The organism is Spirosoma validum (assembly GCF_014699035.1).
Lineage (GTDB): Bacteria > Bacteroidota > Bacteroidia > Cytophagales > Spirosomataceae > Spirosoma > Spirosoma validum.
In genome coordinates, this window is sequence record NZ_JACXAA010000004.1 from 268,143 (window position 1) to 287,884 (window position 19,742).

General features: G+C 49.0%; 16 protein-coding genes. 4 read left to right on the forward strand and 12 right to left on the reverse strand.

Annotated features, from left to right (window positions below; genetic code table 11):
- Positions 1–2: 2 nt before the first annotated feature.
- Positions 3–1,394, forward strand: a complete 1,392-nt coding sequence (locus IC230_RS13555) for a sulfatase family protein (RefSeq protein WP_191039566.1) — start codon at positions 3–5, stop codon at positions 1,392–1,394.
- Between the two features lie 251 nt (positions 1,395–1,645).
- On the opposite strand, the gene IC230_RS13560 is transcribed toward IC230_RS13555, so the two are convergent.
- The 5 genes from IC230_RS13560 to IC230_RS13580 form a co-directional block, all read right to left on the reverse strand.
- Positions 1,646–2,878, reverse strand: coding sequence for an FAD-dependent monooxygenase (locus tag IC230_RS13560; protein ID WP_191039567.1), 1,233 nt, complete (start codon positions 2,876–2,878; stop codon positions 1,646–1,648).
- 469 nt (positions 2,879–3,347) lie between these two features.
- Complete coding sequence (locus IC230_RS13565) at positions 3,348–3,692, reverse strand: hypothetical protein (RefSeq protein ID WP_191039568.1); 345 nt, start codon at positions 3,690–3,692, stop codon at positions 3,348–3,350.
- Between the two features lie 398 nt (positions 3,693–4,090).
- Positions 4,091–4,402: a hypothetical protein gene (locus IC230_RS13570; protein WP_191039569.1), complete on the reverse strand. Its 312-nt coding sequence runs from the start codon at positions 4,400–4,402 to the stop codon at positions 4,091–4,093.
- Between the two features lie 337 nt (positions 4,403–4,739).
- Complete coding sequence (locus IC230_RS13575; RefSeq protein WP_191039570.1) at positions 4,740–5,660, reverse strand: helix-turn-helix domain-containing protein; 921 nt, start codon at positions 5,658–5,660, stop codon at positions 4,740–4,742.
- Between the two features lie 71 nt (positions 5,661–5,731).
- The gene (locus IC230_RS13580; protein WP_191039571.1) at positions 5,732–6,532 is read right to left on the reverse strand and encodes an SDR family oxidoreductase; all 801 of its coding nucleotides are present in this window, start codon (positions 6,530–6,532) and stop codon (positions 5,732–5,734) included.
- Positions 6,533–7,018: 486 nt separating this feature from the next.
- On the opposite strand from IC230_RS13580, the gene IC230_RS13585 reads away from it, so the two are divergent.
- Positions 7,019–8,086, forward strand: a complete 1,068-nt coding sequence (locus tag IC230_RS13585; protein ID WP_191039572.1) for an SDR family oxidoreductase — start codon at positions 7,019–7,021, stop codon at positions 8,084–8,086.
- A 1,449-nt stretch (positions 8,087–9,535) separates the two neighbouring features.
- On the opposite strand, the gene IC230_RS13590 is transcribed toward IC230_RS13585, so the two are convergent.
- Together IC230_RS13590 and IC230_RS13595 are read right to left on the reverse strand one after the other, a co-directional pair.
- Complete coding sequence (locus IC230_RS13590; protein ID WP_191039573.1) at positions 9,536–9,766, reverse strand: hypothetical protein; 231 nt, start codon at positions 9,764–9,766, stop codon at positions 9,536–9,538.
- Between the two features lie 313 nt (positions 9,767–10,079).
- Positions 10,080–10,325 carry a hypothetical protein gene (locus IC230_RS13595; RefSeq protein WP_191039574.1) on the reverse strand — a complete coding sequence of 82 codons (246 nt, stop codon included), beginning with the start codon at positions 10,323–10,325 and terminating at the stop codon, positions 10,080–10,082.
- Between the two features lie 256 nt (positions 10,326–10,581).
- On the opposite strand from IC230_RS13595, the gene IC230_RS13600 reads away from it, so the two are divergent.
- Complete coding sequence (locus IC230_RS13600; protein ID WP_191039575.1) at positions 10,582–11,535, forward strand: chemotaxis protein CheB; 954 nt, start codon at positions 10,582–10,584, stop codon at positions 11,533–11,535.
- A gap of 190 nt (positions 11,536–11,725) precedes the next feature.
- Positions 11,726–15,745 (forward strand): CheR family methyltransferase, encoded by a 4,020-nt coding sequence (locus tag IC230_RS13605; protein ID WP_317171791.1) that lies wholly within the window; start codon positions 11,726–11,728, stop codon positions 15,743–15,745.
- Positions 15,746–15,785: 40 nt separating this feature from the next.
- On the opposite strand, the gene IC230_RS13610 is transcribed toward IC230_RS13605, so the two are convergent.
- The 5 genes from IC230_RS13610 to IC230_RS13630 all read right to left on the reverse strand — a co-directional run bounded on the left by IC230_RS13610 (position 15,786) and on the right by IC230_RS13630 (position 19,390).
- A complete protein-coding gene (locus IC230_RS13610) occupies positions 15,786–16,514 on the reverse strand; it encodes a hypothetical protein (protein ID WP_191039577.1) in 729 nt (242 codons plus the stop codon).
- A gap of 292 nt (positions 16,515–16,806) precedes the next feature.
- Positions 16,807–17,139 carry a hypothetical protein gene (locus tag IC230_RS13615; RefSeq protein ID WP_191039578.1) on the reverse strand — a complete coding sequence of 111 codons (333 nt, stop codon included), beginning with the start codon at positions 17,137–17,139 and terminating at the stop codon, positions 16,807–16,809.
- 166 nt (positions 17,140–17,305) lie between these two features.
- Positions 17,306–17,593, reverse strand: a complete 288-nt coding sequence (locus IC230_RS13620; RefSeq protein WP_191039579.1) for a hypothetical protein — start codon at positions 17,591–17,593, stop codon at positions 17,306–17,308.
- 109 nt (positions 17,594–17,702) lie between these two features.
- Positions 17,703–18,194, reverse strand: coding sequence for a response regulator (locus IC230_RS13625; protein ID WP_191039580.1), 492 nt, complete (start codon positions 18,192–18,194; stop codon positions 17,703–17,705).
- 77 nt (positions 18,195–18,271) lie between these two features.
- Complete coding sequence (locus IC230_RS13630) at positions 18,272–19,390, reverse strand: fatty acid desaturase family protein (RefSeq protein ID WP_191039581.1); 1,119 nt, start codon at positions 19,388–19,390, stop codon at positions 18,272–18,274.
- Positions 19,391–19,742 lie beyond the last annotated feature (352 nt).

Sequence of the window (19,742 nt, forward strand, 5' to 3'; positions counted from 1 at the left end):
ATATGATTCACTACCGAAATCAACTCGCTTTCCTAAGCCTATTTTTTTTATTAGTTGGTTCATTGGCCAGTGCTCAATCGAACCAGACGCCGAACGTAATTATCATCCTGGCTGATGATCTGGGTTATGGCGATCTAAGCTGCTACGGGCATCCGACCATACGTACCCCAAACCTCGATAAAATGGCCGAGGAGGGAACCCGATTTACGCAGTTCTACGTAGCGGCCAACGTCTGTACACCCAGCCGGGCCGCCTTGCTGACGGGTCGGCTACCCATCCGAAGTGGGATTTTTGGTAAGCGTGGGGTTTTCTTTACCAACTCCGCCAATGGCCTTCCCAAAACGGAGATTACTATCGCCGAAGCCTTAAAAACCAAAGGCTATCAAACGGCTTTAATCGGCAAATGGCACCTGGGGTCTCAGCCCGAACATCTCCCGTTGCAGCACGGATTTGATTATTACTTTGGGTTACCGTATTCCAATGATATGGGGAAAGTCGGTTCGGTTCCGAATATGGTCAATCAAAATCCGCCGTTGCCGCTGTACCAGAATAACAAGGTTATTGAAACCGAGCCCGATCAGCGATTGCTGACGAAACGGTATACGGCTGAAGTTGTTACGTTCATCAAAAAGAACAAGACAAAGCCCTTCTTTCTGTATTATGCCAGTCCGTTTCCACACGTACCATTGTACGCATCGAGTGATTTTGCCGGAAAAAGCAAACGTGGGTTGTATGGCGATGTGGTCGAAGAGCTGGACTGGAGCGTGGGCCAGGTGTTGAATACGCTTCGGGAACAGAAACTGGATAAAAATACACTCGTCATTTTTCTGAGCGATAACGGTCCCTGGCAGATGAAAGCACTGGTACCAGGAACGGGTGGCTCAGCAGGGTTGCTATACGAAGCCAAAGGCTCTACGTATGAAGGAGGTATGCGCGTACCGGCTATTGCCTGGGGATCTGGTTTCGTCAAGCCAAAGACCGTATCGTCGGCCATTGCTACGTCGATGGATTTGTACCCGACCATTCTGAACCTGGCCAGAGCCGAACTGCCAAAAGACCGCACGCTTGACGGATCGGATATTCGGGAGTTATTGAGCGGTAAGAAAGCCAGTGTGACCGACGTTGTCTATTTTTATGATTCAGATCGTTTACACGCCATCCGCAAAGGTCCCTGGAAAGCGCATTTTACAACACATGCTTCCTACTCACCAGATGCTCCGGCACCTCACGACCCGCCTTTGCTGTACAATGTGGAAGCTGACCCTTCGGAGAAATTTGAGGTTGGAAAAGACCACCCAGACGTCATTGACGATCTAAAAAAGGAGTATGAAAAACACAAAGCTGGTGTCAAGTCAGTTCCTCCCTTGCTTGATGCAGTGGTTTCGGGACAATGACCAAACCCATTCATTTGCTTGAAATAGAGACAGTGGTTAAAATGCTCACTGCTAAGGGTTTATCATCTAATTCGAAACAACGAATCGCTGGCATTTTTATGATAATCTACAGGAACTTACCAGTTAAACAGCGTAATGAATCTGACTATTATTGCCCGAACTCAGCGGTAATCGTTGGGAGAGTGGGCTAATTATGCCGGCTCATAGGCTACATGTTGGGTAAAATGGGCGGCAGTCTTTTATGCTTTGTCTTATGAAGACTCCGCAGCATGAGTGTAGACATAGTCGGGTAATACGATCCCCTCCGCTTTGCTTTCGTCTTCGGTTTTTGTTGACGTAAATAAGCTGAACAGTTTCTGAACCGGCTTGCTAGCAATAATACCGGCAACGGTGTTTAGAACGGATACACCAAATCGCGTCCTGGGGTATACTAGCCAGGGCACACCAGGCGGTAACTTCTGTACTTCCTCCACGTACGGACGCATGCGTTGTTCGTAGGCAACGAATGCATCCTGATGGCGTTCGTGTTGGGATAATTCACCCGCCAGCAGGTAGGCACCGACCATCGCTAAGGTAGTGCCTTTACCAGTCAACGGTGTGGGACAATACGCAGCGTCGCCAATCATCGCCATCCGACCAGATGACCAACTGGGAGCTTTAATCTGACCAATTTTGTCGAAGTATACATCTACCGAATCGTCCAGGGCGTTACTGATTCGGTCCGCTTCCCAACCTGCACCGACTAGTTTGGATTTAAGCACGCTTTTCTGCTCGGCGAGCGACAGTTTTTCGTAGGCTTCATCGGATTCTAGGAAAGCCACAGAAGCCCGCATAGTTCCCTGATTGTCGGGACGAAGCATAACGATCCGGCGGTCAGTGGCCGTGTACCATCGCCACCAATTGGTATCTGTTTTTATCCTGGGAATCGTTAGATAGGCCGTATACAAGCCCAGATACTCGAATTTTGGTTCGTCACCAAACACCAGTCGACGGGTGCTTGATCGAACACCGTCGGCTGCGACCACGAGCTGGAAGGTTTCCTTTTTTCCACTCGAAAAGGTTACGGTTACTTCGTTAGGATGTTGCTCCAGATTCGTGATCGAATCACCAAACCGGTACTCTACGTTCTGCTTGGTTGCCTCGTAAAGAATATTGACCAGATCACCCCGTAGAATCTCCAATTCCTGAGTCCCACTGATCGAACCCTCTTTGGGAAAGGAGGCTATCGCCTGCTCATTTTGCCCGATTAGTTGTAACCCGACCTCGCCCGTATTGGCCGCCCGGATGGCGGCTTCAATTCTCATTTTCTGGGCAATTTGCTTGGCCGGACCGTTGACGTCGATGTTCTGTCCACCCAGGCGTAAGGTTTTCGACCGTTCAACGACAGTGACTGTGAAGCCGTACTTAGCCAGCCAGAAGGCTAGCGTTGGACCCGCAATGCTGGCCCCTGCAATGAGCACTTTTTTCGAATCCGGAATTGCCATTGAGAGAAATCGATTATCGACCAGAATCAAAACTTACTTTTACCTAGCTAGCCAAGTAAGGGCATGACTATTACATCACTAAGGGGAAACATATCGTAATTGTTTTGTTTTACCGTGAGTTACGGATAATTTACCCTAGAGGGATGGTCGGCCGCTGCCGTGATATGTTTATAGACATAAGAGGCTCATTATTATATGCATGCCGGAGGCATGCTGCCTAAAGGGGTAGGTTTATCACCTATAAACCTGAGATCCCTACCAGCATCGTACTAAAAAAGCTTCACCAACCATAATTCATGTTGTTCTGGTAGGCTAAAAATTGCGATGGCTACTGGTTTTCATGATCGATCCACTAAGTTAGATCGTGCTTAACTTTATGTCCAGTCAAATGTAGCAGATCCAAGCACTGGCACATGCACAAAGGGGATGATTCTGAGTGCTTTTGCTTAGCTAAGGGGACCAAAGAGAGTTACAGGCTTAGCGTGAAAGTTATTGTCATTAAGCCGCCATCAATGGAGCGATCCTGTACGATCATACCCGTATCCTCATTATAAAGCCGATCCCCAATCTGTGGTAAGCTCCCAAAGTCTAAATAGTACTGCCGGATACTGATAAAGCAGACATTAACCCGGTCGATATACGTTGCAGATGCCACTGGATCTTCATACCAGTTTGACACACAGGATATTTTTCTGATCTCAGTGAGGATTCGTTCCGATAGCAGGAACTGGATCTTAAAGTCGTTGATAATCCATTGGGTAAGGTGCAAGCACTCAATAAGAGGCTGGGTTGGCTTTGTTGTAGTAGGTTCCATAAGTGGCTGGGGAAAGCTAGACCAGCAACTCTAGTGGATGAAGAGTAGAAGGTGGAGAAATCCGTTGACGGTATAAATTAAAGTGTACTACTCAGGGCAATGATGTACCTGGCAAATTCTGTTTGTGAATCCGCATCCAAAGAAATAACACCTATAGTGACAAAGTGTTATATTTATATACATAACTTGGTTAATTGGCGCTATGCTGGAAACAAAGTTATAGTTACTGAATATTGTGCCATATGAGAATAATAGGCTCATTTTGCCAAGTGCCGGGTATTGAGACTAATGGTCTCTAAAACTCTTTCTCCTGCATCTGGTGTATACATAAAGGAGTTACGTAGCTTTTTTGCCGTGTGTCGAAAGCAAGTTTGACTAAGCTCGTGTCTTTTCCAGGCCTATTCGGCTTGTGGCAAAGGAATAGTTACCACATACCCACCAAGGGGAGCTATCTTGGGACGTTTGTGAAGGGGCACAACAGCAATCTCCTCGTCAGTGAGGCCAAAGCCAGTCAGGTAAACTTTCAGTTGTTGAAACGTGAAGGCTCGGCTGGGAACGAACATCGCCGTTAAGTTCAATGGAATTGATTCGTCTCTAAAAAGCAAACAACTATGTTCTTTTTTACAATCAATAACCAGCCTGCTGTATTCCTCTTGCCTCATCACCCCTAAAGGTAGGGATTTGATTGAGCTTTTACGGCTTTTTCTCATGCCGATCTTCGAAAGGGTACTTAACTTGTCTATCTGCTCAGGCTTTAACCCGCAATGGCTGGTGCAGTTCTTTGTCTCTGAGCACGAACGTTAACGCAATAGCCAGGGATTGTATAACAAACTTGACATGAAACGGGGCGCCGAAGCGTGAAGAAAATCATTGCTCCACCTACAAACGGAGGCTTAATAGACAATAATTCAACTGGCAGAAGAGCACGGGGCGGACTGCGCACTTTCATATACCTATTCTAAAAAAGCCTGGTCGCCGTTGCACAAGCCCTAGCTCATAAAACGACGCTTACTAACCCTGCTTGCCGCTTAGTAGCCAGAAAGACAATCAATTAAAAGACTGCCGGAATTCCAGCGGGGACAAATTCGTCTTTAACTTAAACAATTTACTAAATGATTGTGGATGCTCGAAACCCAACTGATAGGCGATTTCACCAACAGTCAGGTTGCTGATGGTCAGCACTTCCTTTGCTTTCTCAATAAGTTTATGGTGAATATATTGCTGAGTATTCTGCCCGGTTAGTGAGCGCAGCATATCGCCTAAATATCTGGGCGAAACGTTTAACTCGTCAGCAAGAAATTGAACCGTTGGTAATCCGTTCATCAAGGCCGATTCATCGGTAAAATAGGTATGCAGCAATACGTCTAATCTTTCCAGAAGCGCATTATTTATCGGCTTACGGGTGATGAACTGGCGCTTGTAAAAGCGCTGACTGTAGTTCAGCAGCAGTTCCAGTTGAGAGACCAGTACGTCCTGGCTGATATCATCGATGGCCGTTTCCAGTTCATCGCCAATGTTTTTACCAATGGCAGTAATGATTGTCTTTTCTTTATCCGACAGGTGCAGTGACTCGGTTACGGAATATGAGAAAAAGCCATAGTTTTTGATCTTGGTATCCAGCGGATAATTCCGTAGAAAATCGGGATGTACCAGCAAAGTGAAACCTGAACTCGAATCAGCTGTTTGAATACCAGTTAACGGCTGGCCGGGTGAAGTGAAAAACATACCACCTTCATCAAAGTCGTACGTCGTTTGCCCATATCGCATTCGGCAACCGGCCGACTCATTGTAGGTAATGTTATAGAAATCCATTACAAAGGGGGATGCCAGCATCTCACGGGTGATTTGCACGTTGCTATAGTCCAGCAGGCTGATCAATGGATGCAAGGGCTGTGGTAAGCCAAAAGCCCGTTGCATTTGGGTAATAGACTGGTAAATATGTGGTTTGTGTTTTGGTTCACCTTTCATGGGTATATAACGGTAGTGCCGGTACAAATGGTTACACCGATGTACCGGCAACGTAAGTTCTGAAATTCCACTTATGCGCCAGTCAGCATTTGCCTGATGCCTTCCCGAAAAGCCTCATCGCCTACGGCAAGGCGCTGTGCATACAGGGATTTGGCATCGTCGCCACATACGTAGCGCAACGTATTCGTACCATCCGTAGCGGCTTGGTACACCACATCGGCAATCTGCTCAGCCGTCGAAACGGTTTTATCAGTAGCAGTGGCCGCCAGAAACTTACTTAACAACGTTTCGTAAGCCGGGTGCGAAGCGATCACAGAGCCAGTTCCTATTTCGGTCGCCACCAGACCGGGTTCTATCGTTTTGATGCCAACGCCGAATTCGTTTAATTCAAACGAGAGGCTTTCGCTCCAGCCTTCCAGGGCCCATTTACTGGCATCGTACATCGAACTGACCGGAAAACCCATCAAACCAGCCGAAGAACCTGTGGTAATAAAAAGTCCGGCTTTCTTCTGGCGAAAGTAGGGAATAAACGCCTGCGTAACTCGAACAACACCCAGAAAATTGGTTTCCATCTGGCGAACCAGTTGTTCATCGGTAATGGCTTCCAAAGCGCCCAGCAATGCGTAACCTGCATTATTAAACACAACGTCAATATCGCCCAGCGTTAGTGCTTTCTGTGTGGTTTGTTTAATCTGTTCTTTGTCTGTTACATCCAATGGCAGCAGAATCACGTTGTTTAACCGACTTAGCTCTTTTTCGGCCTCCGGCTTGCGCATGGTCGCGATCACATTCCAGCCTTTGGCCGCAAACAGTTTTGCCGTTGCCTTCCCTATTCCTGTCGAAGCTCCCGTAATAAAAATGGTCTTTGTCATGTCTTCTCGGTTGTTTTTTCGAGATGCAAAGTTCATTTGCCAACGGTTGCAGTCTGTAGTGAAACTGGTGAATCTTGTAGTCAAATCGGTGAAAGCCTTAGTTTATCAGCAGCCTGTATGGATGCTACCTGTTTCAGTTTTATGTACCTGACTACGGTACGTTTGATTAACTCTTGCTTGCACAATCTATAAATGATCGGTCTGGTTTATTGGCCGTTGGTATTGACGGGTGGTATTGGGTTAAGTTTTAGTTGCTCTGGCCTGATTTAATTCGGACGTCTTTTTTGATCTTAGTCCAGCAAGAGTATCGGTTTTATACCTGTCAATTACTTCAGTTGTAAACGGATCAGAAGCTTATCGGGTGGTACAACCTCACAATATGGGTGCCGCAGGAATAATTATAAACAGACAGTAGGGTTTAAAACTTATCATCCTAAAAGGTCATCATTCGTCACAGGAGATGTACCCAACTAGTCAACGTTGATTATGCAGAAAAAAGCATTAGTAGTTGGTGTCAGCGGTATTACTGGCAGTAATCTGGCCCAAAGGCTCCTTGCCCAAGAATGGACCGTGTATGGGTTGGCCCGTAATCCCGCCACAGAGCTAAACGGACTGATTCCTATCGCAGCGGATCTTTTACGTATGGACAACCTGGAGGCTGCCTTGTCCGAAATTAGTCCTACCCACGTGTTTATTACCAGTTGGATGCGCAACGAAACTGAAGCTGAAAACATCCGGGTAAACAGTCTGATGGTTCGCAACTTGCTGAATGCGGTTGCGCCAACGAAATCGGTGCAACATGTGGCGCTGGTAACTGGATTAAAGCATTACCTGGGTCCGTTTGAGGCTTATGCCAAAGCCGGTACATTACCCATAACGCCGGTACGGGAAGAACACCCCAGACTGCCGATCGAGAACTTCTACTACGCCCAGGAAGATGAGGTATATGCTGCCGCTGAGCGAGATGGCTTTACCTGGAGTATTCACCGTCCGCATACGGTAATTGGCAAAGCGGTTGGCAATATGATGAACATGGGGACAACCCTTGCCGTCTATGCATCTATCTGTAAAGAAACTGGCAGGCCGTTTCAGTTCCCGGGTTCCGGTGCCCAATGGAACGGGCTATCTGATGTAACGGATGCCCGGGTTTTGGCTCAGCATATGATCTGGGCAGCGACCACCGAGGCAGCCCATAATCAGGCATTCAATGTGGCCAACGGTGATATATTTCGCTGGAGCTGGCTCTGGCAACAGCTAGCAGACTGGTTTGACATCGACGCGAAAGGGTTTGATGGTAGCATTCACCCGCTGGAAGTCCAGATCGCTACCGATGGAACGCTATGGGCAGATATAGCTTCTCGATACAACTTAAAAGAGCCTAATCTGGATCGTCTGGCATCGGCCTGGCATACGGATTTAGATTTGGGCAGACCCCTTGAAGTGATGACAGATATGTCGAAGAGCCGGAAGCTGGGCTTTACCGTTTATCAGGATACTCGTGATTCGTTCTTTGATTTGTTTGCCAGGCTTCGAGAAGAAAGGCTGATTCCGTAAAGACATCACTGTCAATCATCAAGCCTAATTTATACTTTATTGCCCGAGTCAATGGCATGATCAAAATAGGTGTTCTGTGTCTCCGAAAGCCGGACCTGACCCGGACCACTGATGAAATGTGCATCGCCCTCTGTTTTCCACACAGATGATTTTACGAGATTAAATTTATCAAAGAAAAACTCAGTTTAGCGAAGGACCAGCTACTACCCGATAAAGGGCCCTGAGATCAGAAATGAGAAAGACGATACGTTAGCAGCAGATTATAGCCATGTTGACGAAGCTGGCTGTCGGCTTCACGGGTAAGGCTTTCGTACAACACTGAGCGAATGAAAAACTGGGCAGACACAGAAGGAATACGAGTTTTTTTTACGCATTTCGGAGAGAATATCGCTCGATGCCAAGCCAGTAGATTTATCTATTTCTACCCCACTTATTGGAGAGAGGCAGTGTTAGGTTGGCACGTAACATCGTGTTTGCCTGAATGTTCCCGGTTGCTCTCCCATCCCGGACCATTGGGTAACAATAAACGGGTGACCAAATCGATAAAAGCGGACAAATTCTGCCAAAAAGCCCCTAGGTAGGTCAGTGTTAGGGTTTCGGAGCTGGTAACAGCCTGCTTAGATAAGCATCATAAGGCTTTATGATTATCATCATAGATTGCTCTTATGGGGAAGAATAAATTTGTCATAAAGAGAATCATCTGTAAGCTGCCCAGCTACGGGCGTTTGCTGGGTCTACGGTTATAGGCAATAGCATAATGTTGTTTAGTTTAGAGGTTAGTAGAGTGCTGGTAAGCGAATACGATTACGTATTAAGAAAAAAGGCGGAGCGTTGGCCTGGCCTTTTTTCGAGCTTCCTTTCAGGAACGACTAAATCGCCAGGATTAAAATGATGACACCAGACGTCTGGACCAGACGGAGCTGTCGAACGAAGCTATTTCCTATAGGTACGGGGTAACTTTGGCCGACGTTCTGCAAGCAGCCGACTTGTTTGCTACCGATGTATGAAGACAAAATAAGCAGTGCCAGGAGCTTTGTGAACCTGGAATGAAATGTCTCCCATTTTGCTCTGATGCAGAAAAAAGCCATACAGCAGACGCGATTTTTATGACAAGCAGTTGATCAGGCCAACGTAATGATCAGAATATCGGGTACCCGAAATTGTCTATCGGCTATTCGACAAGTGATTTGTGTAGCCTCATTAGCAACGTAACCAGATTGTTTGGGCTGTACCGCTATTTGGCTGTAACGGAAGCCTGCTTCGCTGGATTGGACGATCGCCTGCGGGCGGTTCAGTCATCGATTAGCTGGCAGCCTGTATCTAGTTTCTTTATCAGCTAACTGCTCATACAAGGCAATAACTATTGCAAAAATGGGCACAGGTTTATACTTCTGTTTTGAACTCTTTGCTTCGAAAGCAAACTTTAGTGGAATGAGGGTCATTAATCGTTTAGTTCCCTTCCCAATCTTGAAGATAAAGTCTGGTGCCATAAAACTTCATCGACTCATCAAATAAATGTTCTCGTTCAACGACAGTTAATGTCTCGGTGCAAGCTGGCCAGAACGTTTGCCGAATGTCTTTTGGGATTTCTAGCCAATCATTCGTAGCGGGTAGAAACGGCATTGAGATTTCAGGGCCAGGGTTTGAATAATCCTGATGGTGCAAGTAGATGACATACATAGCTTTGTGAGGAAATCTTCTGTGTATAACAAAAAAAATCCCTAAATGTCTGAGCGCCATTAAGATTAAGACGAATGTATCTCCAGTAGCCTTCGGCTTGAAGATTATAAGTACTACCGGAAATTAGTATCAAGCCGACTCTGTTCTCATATCCGTAATATAACTCGATAGTAAAGATTTACCGCTTCGACTACCCGGTGAAAGTCATTTTTTACCGTGAATAGATGAATGCCATGCTCATAGACTTTCTGCCTGAGTTAATCACTAATGGAAGCGGATAACCTGATGACGGTTCTATTTATTTCACGTCAATTTACCCCGTCTTGTGTCTGGCTTTTTCGGCGTCAATTTTTGTCTGCAACTCGTCAAACTGACACTTTATGGCTTCTAACTGCTCAAGGAGTCCTTTTTGCCGTTGTTCCAATTGATTCATAACGTGCATGGCACGCTCAGTTCTCTGGATCAATTGTTGATAAACTAGCTCCAAGTGGTAGATTCGTTCTAGTTGACTTTTCAAGGAGTGATTCATCGTTACGCTGGACTCAAATTGCTGCTCCATTTGATCGACTCGTTTAAGGACTTGTTGACGATTCGTTTCAGGGATTTTTAACTTGATGTGTAATATGGAGGTTTACAGGTAAAGCATTAAAATTCAACCGAAGACACAATCGGGTTGGCTGTAGGAGCAAAAACAAGGGTGAGTTTCCCTATATTCGTGAGGGCTAGTCCTCGCATCATCGAGTGCTACGACTACAGACGTATCCAAATCCACGATAGTCGTCACCAGTAGCTGACAACCCACACCTTATCCTTACATGGAAAAACGAAATATCATTGTTATAGGCGCATCGGCGGGCGGCTTCGACGCCATTCAACGCCTGAGCGCTTGCTTACCGCCCGCTCTGGACGCAGCCATCTTTATTGTCTGGCACATGGCACCAACAATTCGGGGGATGTTGCCTCGGGAACTGGCGAAGCTGACAACGATCCCGGTTGCCCACGCCGTTGATCACGAACTGATTCAGACTAACCGCATTTATATCGCGCCACCCGATCGGCATATGCTAATCGAGAACGGCCGCATCCGTATCACCCACGGACCCAAAGAAAATCACTTTCGCCCCGCCATCGATCCTCTGTTTCGTTCAGCGGCTTATGCCTATGGCAGCCGGGTGATTGGCGTGATCTTGTCCGGTGCCCTCGACGACGGTACCGCTGGTCTGTGGACCATCAAGCATCGGGGTGGGATGGCCCTGGTTCAGGACCCCCAGGAAGCCTTGGTATCCGCCATGCCTGAAAGTGCCATCCGCCAGGTAGCCATTGACCTTATTGCCCCCCTTGTTCACTTAGCCGCTTTACTGGTTCAACTGGTGGGGGAGGACGTTTCACCGCAACTACCCATACCCATCGAGGAGGACAAGAAAACAAAAGCTGAGATTAGCATTGCAGCCGGGGATACAGCATTAGGAACGACGATTGGCCAGTTTGGTCCACCCAGCGCCTATGCCTGCCCGGACTGTCACGGCGTGTTAACCCGACTTAACGAAGGCTCTTTGACCCGCTTTCGTTGTCATACCGGTCACGCCTATTCAGCCGATGCTTTACTGACCACCGTGTCCGAAAAAATTGAAGACAGCCTTTACAGTGCCCTTCGGGGTATGGATGAGCGGGTTTCGCTACTCAACCAGCTTGGCGACCAGTTTGCCGATGCTAACCATCCTAAGCAGGCGGCTCTTTATTTTCAGCAAGCCCAGGAAACTCAACAGTAGAGCGAGCTCGTTCGCCAGTCCGTACGAACTCACCGCTCCCTGGGGCCCCCAACCGAGAACGACCATACGACCGATTTCGATGATGTTGAATCGGTCGTCCGGGCCACTGATCCTCTTTAAATCCGACAGCCAGATCTCGCTAGCTTTGAGCAAGAAAAAATCCTTCCTGAAAAGCCAAAATAAACCAGTCGTGACAGAACTATTAGTCGTGGGCATCGGTGCCTCCGCGGGGGGTGTGGAAGCACTAACCCAGTTTTTTAAGCAGGTGACCCCCGATTCGGGTTTGGCCTACGTAGTCATCCTGCACCTGTCGCCCGATTATGACAGCCAGTTGACTCAAATCCTGCAGGACGTGGCCAGCATTCCTGTCAGTAAGGTGGACGAGCGGGTGGAGGTCGTCGCCAATCATGTTTACGTCGTACCTCCCAATAAGCACCTGCAAATGGACGAAGGGCATCTAGTGGTACTGCCTAATACCCAGATCGAAGACCGGCGGGCACCAGTGGATATTTTCTTTCGCACGCTGGCGGAGTCGCATCAGGAGTTGGCTATAGGGGTGATTCTCTCGGGCACCGGCGCCAACGGCTCCATGGGCCTCAAGCGCATCAAGGAGCGGGGCGGGGCGGTCTTTGTACAGAATCCCCGCCAGGCCACCTTCAATGAGATGCCCCGCCATGCCATCGCCACGGATCTGGTGGATGATATTCTGCCTGTAGAAGAAATACCGGCCCGGCTGCTGGCTTACGCCCAGAGCCGGGGTACACTAATTATTCCCCTGGAGCCTTCGTCAAATCAGGAGGACCAACAAGCAGCCCTGCGTGAGGTGTTCACTCAACTGCGGGTGCGCACCGGACACGATTTTACCAATTACAAGCGTCCCACAATGCTCAGGCGAATTGAGCGTCGCCTGAACGTGCGCAACCTGCCCGACCTACCCGCTTACGTGAGCTTTCTGCGGGAGCATCCCGAGGAAATCCAGGCACTGCTGAAAGATTTGTTGATCTCGGTCACCAACTTTTTTCGCGATAGCCCCGTCTTCACCACGCTGGAACATCAGCTCATATCCATACTCACCCATAGTAAAACCCAGGACAATACTCTGCGCATCTGGGTAGCAGGCTGTGCCACAGGCGAAGAGGCCTATTCACTGGCGATGCTATTCGCCGAACGTACGCTGGACATTGTTGATGCGCCGAACGTACAGATCTTCGCCACCGACCTGGATGAGACCGCTCTGAACACCGCCCGGGATGGGCTCTATACCCTGAACGATGCTGCCGACGTATCGCCCGAGCGGCTGCGTCGCTTTTTTACCAAAGAAGGGGAAAGCTATCGTGTTCGGCCCGAGATTCGGGAGATGGTTTTGTTTGCCCACCACAACGTGCTCAAAGACCCGCCCTTTTCCCGGCTGAATCTGATAAGCTGCCGTAATCTGCTCATTTACTTTAATCAGACAGCCCAGCAGCGGGCGCTGGAGACCTTTCACTTTGCTCTAAATCCGGGCGGGTATCTGCTGTTGGGCCTGGCCGAAACGACCGACGGTACTCGTGATCTGTATGCTCCCGTTCATCGGGAGCACCACTTGTTTCAGAGTCGATCAGTGGCCCCCCGCGCTTACCCCGTGCCCGAGATCAGTGCCGGTATAGCCCCCGCCCAAAAACGAGGGTCAGAAGCCACCCTGGCTCAAGAAAATCCGTCGAACGGTCGACTGAGTTATGGCGAGCTGCACCACCAGGTACTTGAGCAGTATGGGCCCCCCTCGATCCTGGCCAATGAGGCCTTAGACATCCTGCATGTGTCCGACCGGGCAGGACGTTACCTCCAGGTTGGGGGGGGCGAACCGTCCAAAAATCTACTTCAACTCATTCAGTCCGACCTGCGCCTGGAACTTCGGTCGGCTTTTTACCGGGCGGTTCAGCAACGGACCCCCGTGGTAGTGCCCCGACTCACGGTACGTCTGGACGGCCAGGTTCAGACGATCACCCTTCACGTCCGACCGGTACTGGGCGAAGGGGATCCGGCTCGCGGTTTTATACTGGTTCTCTTTGAGCCAACGACCGAAGAATCAGACACGTTAACCCGTGAGCGGTCCCCGGTCGAGCCCATGGCGCATCAGTTGGAGGAAGAATTGATTCGGGCCAAAGCGCAACTACGGCTCGCCAACGAGCAGCATGAGCTCCAGGCTGAGGAACTCAAAGCAGCCAACGAAGAATTGCAGGCGATCAACGAGGAGTTGCGCTCGTCGGCCGAGGAGTTGGAGACCAGCAAGGAAGAGCTTCAGTCGATCAACGAAGAACTTACGACGATCAATCAGGAGATGAAGATTAAACTGGAAGAGATTTCTCTGGCCAGCAACAACTTGCAGAACCTGATTAACGCCACCGACATAGCCACCCTGTTTCTGGACCGAAGCCTGCGGGTCAACCTGTTCACGCCCGCTACGCGAACTATTTTCAATTTGATTGCCACCGACACGGGGCGGCCCCTAAGCGACATTACCAGTCGACTGGACTATCTTCAATTGCAGGTTGATGCCGAAGCGGTGCTGGCCACGCTCCAACCCATCGAGCGAGAAGTCAGATCGACGGACGGCCGCGTATATATGGGGCGGATATTTCCCTACCGCACGTCCGACGACCGTATTAACGGCCTGGTGCTAACCTTTGTCGACATCACCCAACGTAAGAAAGCCGAAGAAGCCAACTATTTTCTGGCCTCGATTGTCGAATCATCGCAGGATTCGGTGCTGACGGTCAATTTTGCGGGGCTGATTACCAGTTGGAACCAAGCTGCCGAATCGCTCTACGGCTACCCGGCGGAGGAAGCCATCGGTCAACCGCTGAGTCTGTTGACCATGCCCCAGGACCTGGTTCAGATGTTGCGCAACGTGGAGAAAATCAAACTGAACCAGCGGGTTGAAACCTATGAAACCATCCGGGTCAATAAAGCCGGGCAGTCCCTGGATTTGGAGGTGGTACTCTCGCCAGTGAAAGATGCCACCGGGCAGGTCATCGGCCTTTCCACGGTAGCCAGGGATATTACCCAGCGCAAGGCCGTGGAAGAAGCTTTGCGGGAGTCAGATCGACGGAAAGACGAGTTTTTGGCGATGCTGGCCCACGAATTACGTAATCCACTGGCCCCCGTTCGCCATACTCTGCAAACGCTGGGGCTTAGCGGTGGACAAACCGAGACCATGAGCGCAGCCATCGCGTTGATGAATCGACAGGTTAACCAGTTAGTTCGGCTGGTGGATGACTTACTGGATGTCAGCCGAATCAATCAGGGGAAAATTACGCTGCAGTTGGAGCGACTGGATCTGAAGGCCCTGTTGGCGGATGCCCTTGATGACGTACGCCCCCTCTTTGAAGCGCGCCATATCGAATTGTCAATTTCGTTGCCCAGTAAATCCATTTACCTGTCCGGCGATGCTGCCCGGCTGACTCAGGTCATGACCAATTTACTGACGAATGGTGCCCGGTATACCCCCGAGGGGGGGCAGGTTTGGGTCAGCCTGGATCAGGTAATTGAGGAGCCGAACCATTCCATGGCTTGCTTGCGGGTACGCGATACGGGCATCGGTCTGGCGGCTGATCAGCTGGAGCGCATTTTTGAGTTGTTTGCGCAGGTAGATAATTCGCTGGCTCGCACGAAGGGTGGATTGGGATTGGGTCTGACGCTGGTCAAACGCCTGGTTGAGTTGCACGGCGGGCGGGTAGAAGCCCGAAGTGAGGGCCTGGGGCTAGGGAGTGAGTTTTTAGTTTACCTGCCCGTTTTACCCGTTGTAGATCCGTCTATAGAAAACACCTCGATCCCAGTCGCTTCACCAATATCAGGCCGCAGGATTTTAGTTGTGGATGATAACCAGGATGCGGCTGACTCCTTCGCCCTGCTGCTGGAACTGACCGGCTATACGGTTGAAGTTTGCTACAGTGGTCAGCAAGCTCTGGAAGCTGCGGAGCAACTACAGCCAGACGTTATCCTGCTCGACATTGGAATGCCCGGGTTGGATGGTTACGAAACGGCCCGTTTGATTCGTCAACAGGCCTGGGGTCGCCATTTGATTCTAATTGCCCTGACGGGTTACGGCCAGGCCGATGACAAGCGACAAAGTCAGGAGGCTGGTTTTGACGGTCACCTGGTTAAACCGGTCGAGCTGGAAGCGGTATCTCAGTTGTTGGATTCGTTTGTGCCGCCCGGAACCACGGCCTGATCCTGTGGCTACGTAGCTAACTAACGTCACTCCATACGACTTATGATTGACCGCTCTCTTCGACCGGAGCATAGGTCAATACTTGGTTCAATGAGTGCACGGCGACGTTCACATTCCGATGCAGCATGTCCAGGTATTTTGTCCGATCAGTGGCCTTAAGCGGCCTTTGTAGCAAGCTAGCTGCCGTGGCGAGAATACCAAACGCGCTACGCAGATCATGAGCAGCCTGCCGCAGGTGGTCCACGCGCGGTATGGCCAAATGGGGGCGGGTATCCGGCGCTAGGGGAAGCGTTGGTAGCGGCTCGTCCCCTCTTGTTTGCCACAATTGATCAGCATAGCCAATACTGTCCCTGCTAACCTGCTTCGATAGGTTAAGCAATTGACGATACACCTGGGTAATAACCCAGGGCTGCGTTTGGGGATAGCGCTCCAGGAACTGCTGGATCTGTTCATCCAGGACATCATAAAGGTTGTCTACTACCCTAAACCATTCAGCCAGAGAGTAGCCCCCTTGCCAACAGTAAAGTTGAAGGCTCCTGCCATCCAGACCACTTACCCGGGACTCACCCATGACACGCTGGATAAGGCGATGAAGTAATACCCGTAGCATTTCCGTATACGCCTGGCGGGAATGGCAGGTGAAGGGATGAAGCGCTTCATCCAGCGAGCATTTCGTCTGCCACCGGTCAACGATTATCTCCTGCTGGCTTAATAAGTAGTCGGCCAATTGCCCAAGTTGCGCTTTGTCGGCATCGGTTAATGAACTCATCGGTTAGTTGGATTAGTCAGTGAGTTAGTTTGAGCGTAAGGGGACTTACATATGGCAATGGTCCTGATAGGGAAAGACGTTGTACAAACCGATTTCCGGTTAATCGCTACACGACTGCCATATACCTCAACAAGGTAAATAGATTGACGTATCATTCATTTCTCTATAACAAGCCCGTCAGTAAATATCCTTGACCGGCATACTCCGGCTGATGCGAACTTCATGCCAACGGGTATGGAGAGGTTGTAAAAAGACATTACGTATCCACGAACCCGACCAAGCTATCTATTTGTCAACTAGTTTGGTTTTGATACGCCAACAGCTGAATTTTCGTCGCAAATAAATTAGTCTGAAGGGGAATAAGCTGGACGTTTACATTGACTCTGGCCATGCCTGTATGATCGCCAATAGGTTTTAAACCGTATATCGCATTGGTGATCACTAATTCATGCGTTTCGACACGATTCCGTATCACCAGGGTATTGGTTAGGCTACCATCTAAGATAATCTGCATAATGATACCTTGAAAATAAGGAAACTCATTGGCGGCTCCGCACGGCTGATCGACCCAGACCGTATCACCAACCATAAACGGAATGTCAACAGGTTTAAGCGTAAGTTTCATTGGATAATTAATGCCGACTGCCGAATAGTCGATCTGAAGCTGGTTATGAAGACTAAACTAACTTTTCCGTGCAGTAATCAACCAATCGTCTTTGGCGATAGGATCAACACTCCTGAAATGGATCAGTCGTGCCAAAGCCAGACTGAGTTTGCAGTTGACACCAAACCTAATAAACCTCAAAACCTGCCCGCCTGTATTGACCAATTAGGCGGCTGAATTGCTGACCCGATAAGGTTTGATCTACCACAGATGCCTGCTTGTTAGCAAGTAACTCTTCAGGATCAATCTGTAGTTGTTTCCAGAATTTCCAGTCTTGACCTGACAAGTGCTGTTTTGGGTAAGCCTCCTTAGCCTCCGTACCGGCCAGCGTTGAGTTGGGCACTAGTTGGCGGAAGCGCTCGATGACACGAATAATGCGCCTTAAAGCCGCTAATTCGTCAGTAGTTTGGTTCATCGGTTGGCATGGTTAACGGTGTGTAGCGAAGAGCAAGGGCTTCAGAAGAAACTGCGTACCAATTGATTCAGCTATAGCCACCCTGTAGGTAGATGACCGGGAAGCTGGATTAGTTCAGGTGAGTGCCATCTGCTTGGGACGAGCGAAATGATAAAGAAACCCAATCCCACCAATAGCGCCGAAATGTATAAAAACCCACTAGCCATTGGTGATAGGTACTGGGCTTAACAATGTAGGAGGCAATACTATACTGGTAGGTTTCGATAATGTCATTGTACTCTTCTGAATTACTCAGGACAATAACCGGCACTTGTCGATAAAAAGGGTGACTTTTAATAGAGGCCAGCAAGGCAAGCCCCTCGTCCCGGTGGGGTAAGTACAACTCCATAAGGATCAGACGGGGTATATCGTTTTTTTTGAGCGAACAATTCTCCAGATAGGTTAAGCTCTGGGCCGCGTTATTGATCCAGACAGGTTCCAGTTCAGGAATACATTGGTACAGCGCCGAGCGTATAATGAGCCACTGATCGGCGTTATCCTCAATCAGTAGGATCGGAACCCGTTTTTTTGTTCGGCCTTTTTGGTTAGTCACCTTACCCATCGTGTCGATAATCGTTTATTGATGAAGTGATCGTAAACCTGGATTGTAAGTCTTAGTTACCAGTAACGGCTAGTGAGTCAATAACGCCCAGTGCCCGACGGAGTCCCTAGTTGCTTCAGAAGTTGGTAATGGGAAATCAGCGCAGAACGAAAGGTTACGTTTTCTATGTACGGCAGGCCATATTCACTGGCCGTCTGTTTAACGATAGGGGCAATGGCCGGGTAGTGAATGTGACATATTTTAGGAAACAAATGATGTTCAATCTGGCGGTTCAGACCTCCGCAAAAAAAAGTAGCTAATCGGCTATGAGGGGCAAAATTAGCTGTCGTCTGAAGTTGGTGAATGGCCCAGGCTTCATCAATGGTACCTTTTGAGGTCGGTACCGGAAATGAGGTTCCTTCCACGATGTGCGCCAGTTGAAAGACTAGCCCCAGAGCTAACCCCTCCGTTATATGCATAGCCATGAAGCCGACGAGAACTTGCCACCAGCGCAGGTCAAGGACAACGATCGGTAACACCAGGAAAAACACATAATAAGCTACTTTGTAAGCAAACAGGTTAATATGCTCCGTCCGAGGATGATGCGTGTTGTCGAGCGGGCCAATCTTCGCCTGAAAAAACTTAACATAATCTTTACGAAATACCCAGGACAGGGAAGTCAGCCCGTAGAGGAAAAAGGCATAGATATGCTGAAAGCGTTGCCACGGCCGGTGCGACTCATCCTGATCCAGCCGAACCAGGCCCGGTGCTAATTCAATGTCTTCGTCATGGCCGGCAATGTTGGTATACGTGTGATGAACGACATTATGGGTTAGTTTCCACAGGTACGGGTTAGCACCCAGTAGATAAAAACTTTTACTGAGCAACCGGTTGACCCAGCCTTGGGCGGAGAATGCCCCATGAATCGCATCATGAGATACGTTGAAGCCCACTCCGGCGGCACAAAATCCCAGGAGCAGTGCAAAACCTAGCATCGCAAGTCCACCAAATTGGTTAGATAAGATCAAGCCATACAGAAGCACATAGGTGACTAGAAAAAAAACGGCTTTTTGCCACATAGCCCGGTTGGCATGAGGAGAGAGATTTCGCTGGGCAAAGTACGAATCAACCCGATTTTTAGCAGTGACAAAGAAAAGTGACTGCTGAACAGGGCTGAATTTAAGTGTTGTTTTCGGTTGAGTAGCTACATGAATCATAGAGACAAAATTGTCCTGTCAAACCGATGTAATCAATGAGCTAAACCTGGCAAAGAAAGATAACGAGTAGTTGGCTTTATGACGAATGTCACCCAAGAAGTTGACGATGGATAGGCTAACCCGAATCAGGTTGGGTAAGCAGGCTCCGTTTGGTTGCTAATATCTAACGGCCAGGAGTCCCGGTAAAGGTTCGTATCTCCAATACGTAATGAGACAATGACTGGACTTGCACTATTGAGTAAGTTAAGCGTAATCTAACGTTGTGTCCCACGTAGGCGGCATGTTCTGCCTAAAAACAAGGAGGCAGTACCGGTTGAAACCAGTGTTTTTTTCTCTTATCAGGGTTAAGCAG

What these genes read in the sequence shown, in the direction of transcription:
- IC230_RS13555 (WP_191039566.1), top strand. Translation starts at nt 3, where the DNA reads ATGATTCACTACCGAAATCAACTCGCTTTCCTAAGCCTATTTTTTTTA.
- IC230_RS13560 (WP_191039567.1), bottom strand. Translation starts at nt 2,878, where the DNA reads ATGGCAATTCCGGATTCGAAAAAAGTGCTCATTGCAGGGGCCAGCATT.
- IC230_RS13565 (WP_191039568.1), bottom strand. Translation starts at nt 3,692, where the DNA reads ATGGAACCTACTACAACAAAGCCAACCCAGCCTCTTATTGAGTGCTTG.
- IC230_RS13570 (WP_191039569.1), bottom strand. Translation starts at nt 4,402, where the DNA reads ATGAGAAAAAGCCGTAAAAGCTCAATCAAATCCCTACCTTTAGGGGTG.
- IC230_RS13575 (WP_191039570.1), bottom strand. Translation starts at nt 5,660, where the DNA reads ATGAAAGGTGAACCAAAACACAAACCACATATTTACCAGTCTATTACC.
- IC230_RS13580 (WP_191039571.1), bottom strand. Translation starts at nt 6,532, where the DNA reads ATGACAAAGACCATTTTTATTACGGGAGCTTCGACAGGAATAGGGAAG.
- IC230_RS13585 (WP_191039572.1), top strand. Translation starts at nt 7,019, where the DNA reads ATGCAGAAAAAAGCATTAGTAGTTGGTGTCAGCGGTATTACTGGCAGT.
- IC230_RS13590 (WP_191039573.1), bottom strand. Translation starts at nt 9,766, where the DNA reads ATGTATGTCATCTACTTGCACCATCAGGATTATTCAAACCCTGGCCCT.
- IC230_RS13595 (WP_191039574.1), bottom strand. Translation starts at nt 10,325, where the DNA reads ATGGAGCAGCAATTTGAGTCCAGCGTAACGATGAATCACTCCTTGAAA.
- IC230_RS13600 (WP_191039575.1), top strand. Translation starts at nt 10,582, where the DNA reads ATGGAAAAACGAAATATCATTGTTATAGGCGCATCGGCGGGCGGCTTC.
- IC230_RS13610 (WP_191039577.1), bottom strand. Translation starts at nt 16,514, where the DNA reads ATGAGTTCATTAACCGATGCCGACAAAGCGCAACTTGGGCAATTGGCC.
- IC230_RS13615 (WP_191039578.1), bottom strand. Translation starts at nt 17,139, where the DNA reads ATGAAACTTACGCTTAAACCTGTTGACATTCCGTTTATGGTTGGTGAT.
- IC230_RS13620 (WP_191039579.1), bottom strand. Translation starts at nt 17,593, where the DNA reads ATGAACCAAACTACTGACGAATTAGCGGCTTTAAGGCGCATTATTCGT.
- IC230_RS13625 (WP_191039580.1), bottom strand. Translation starts at nt 18,194, where the DNA reads ATGGGTAAGGTGACTAACCAAAAAGGCCGAACAAAAAAACGGGTTCCG.
- IC230_RS13630 (WP_191039581.1), bottom strand. Translation starts at nt 19,390, where the DNA reads ATGATTCATGTAGCTACTCAACCGAAAACAACACTTAAATTCAGCCCT.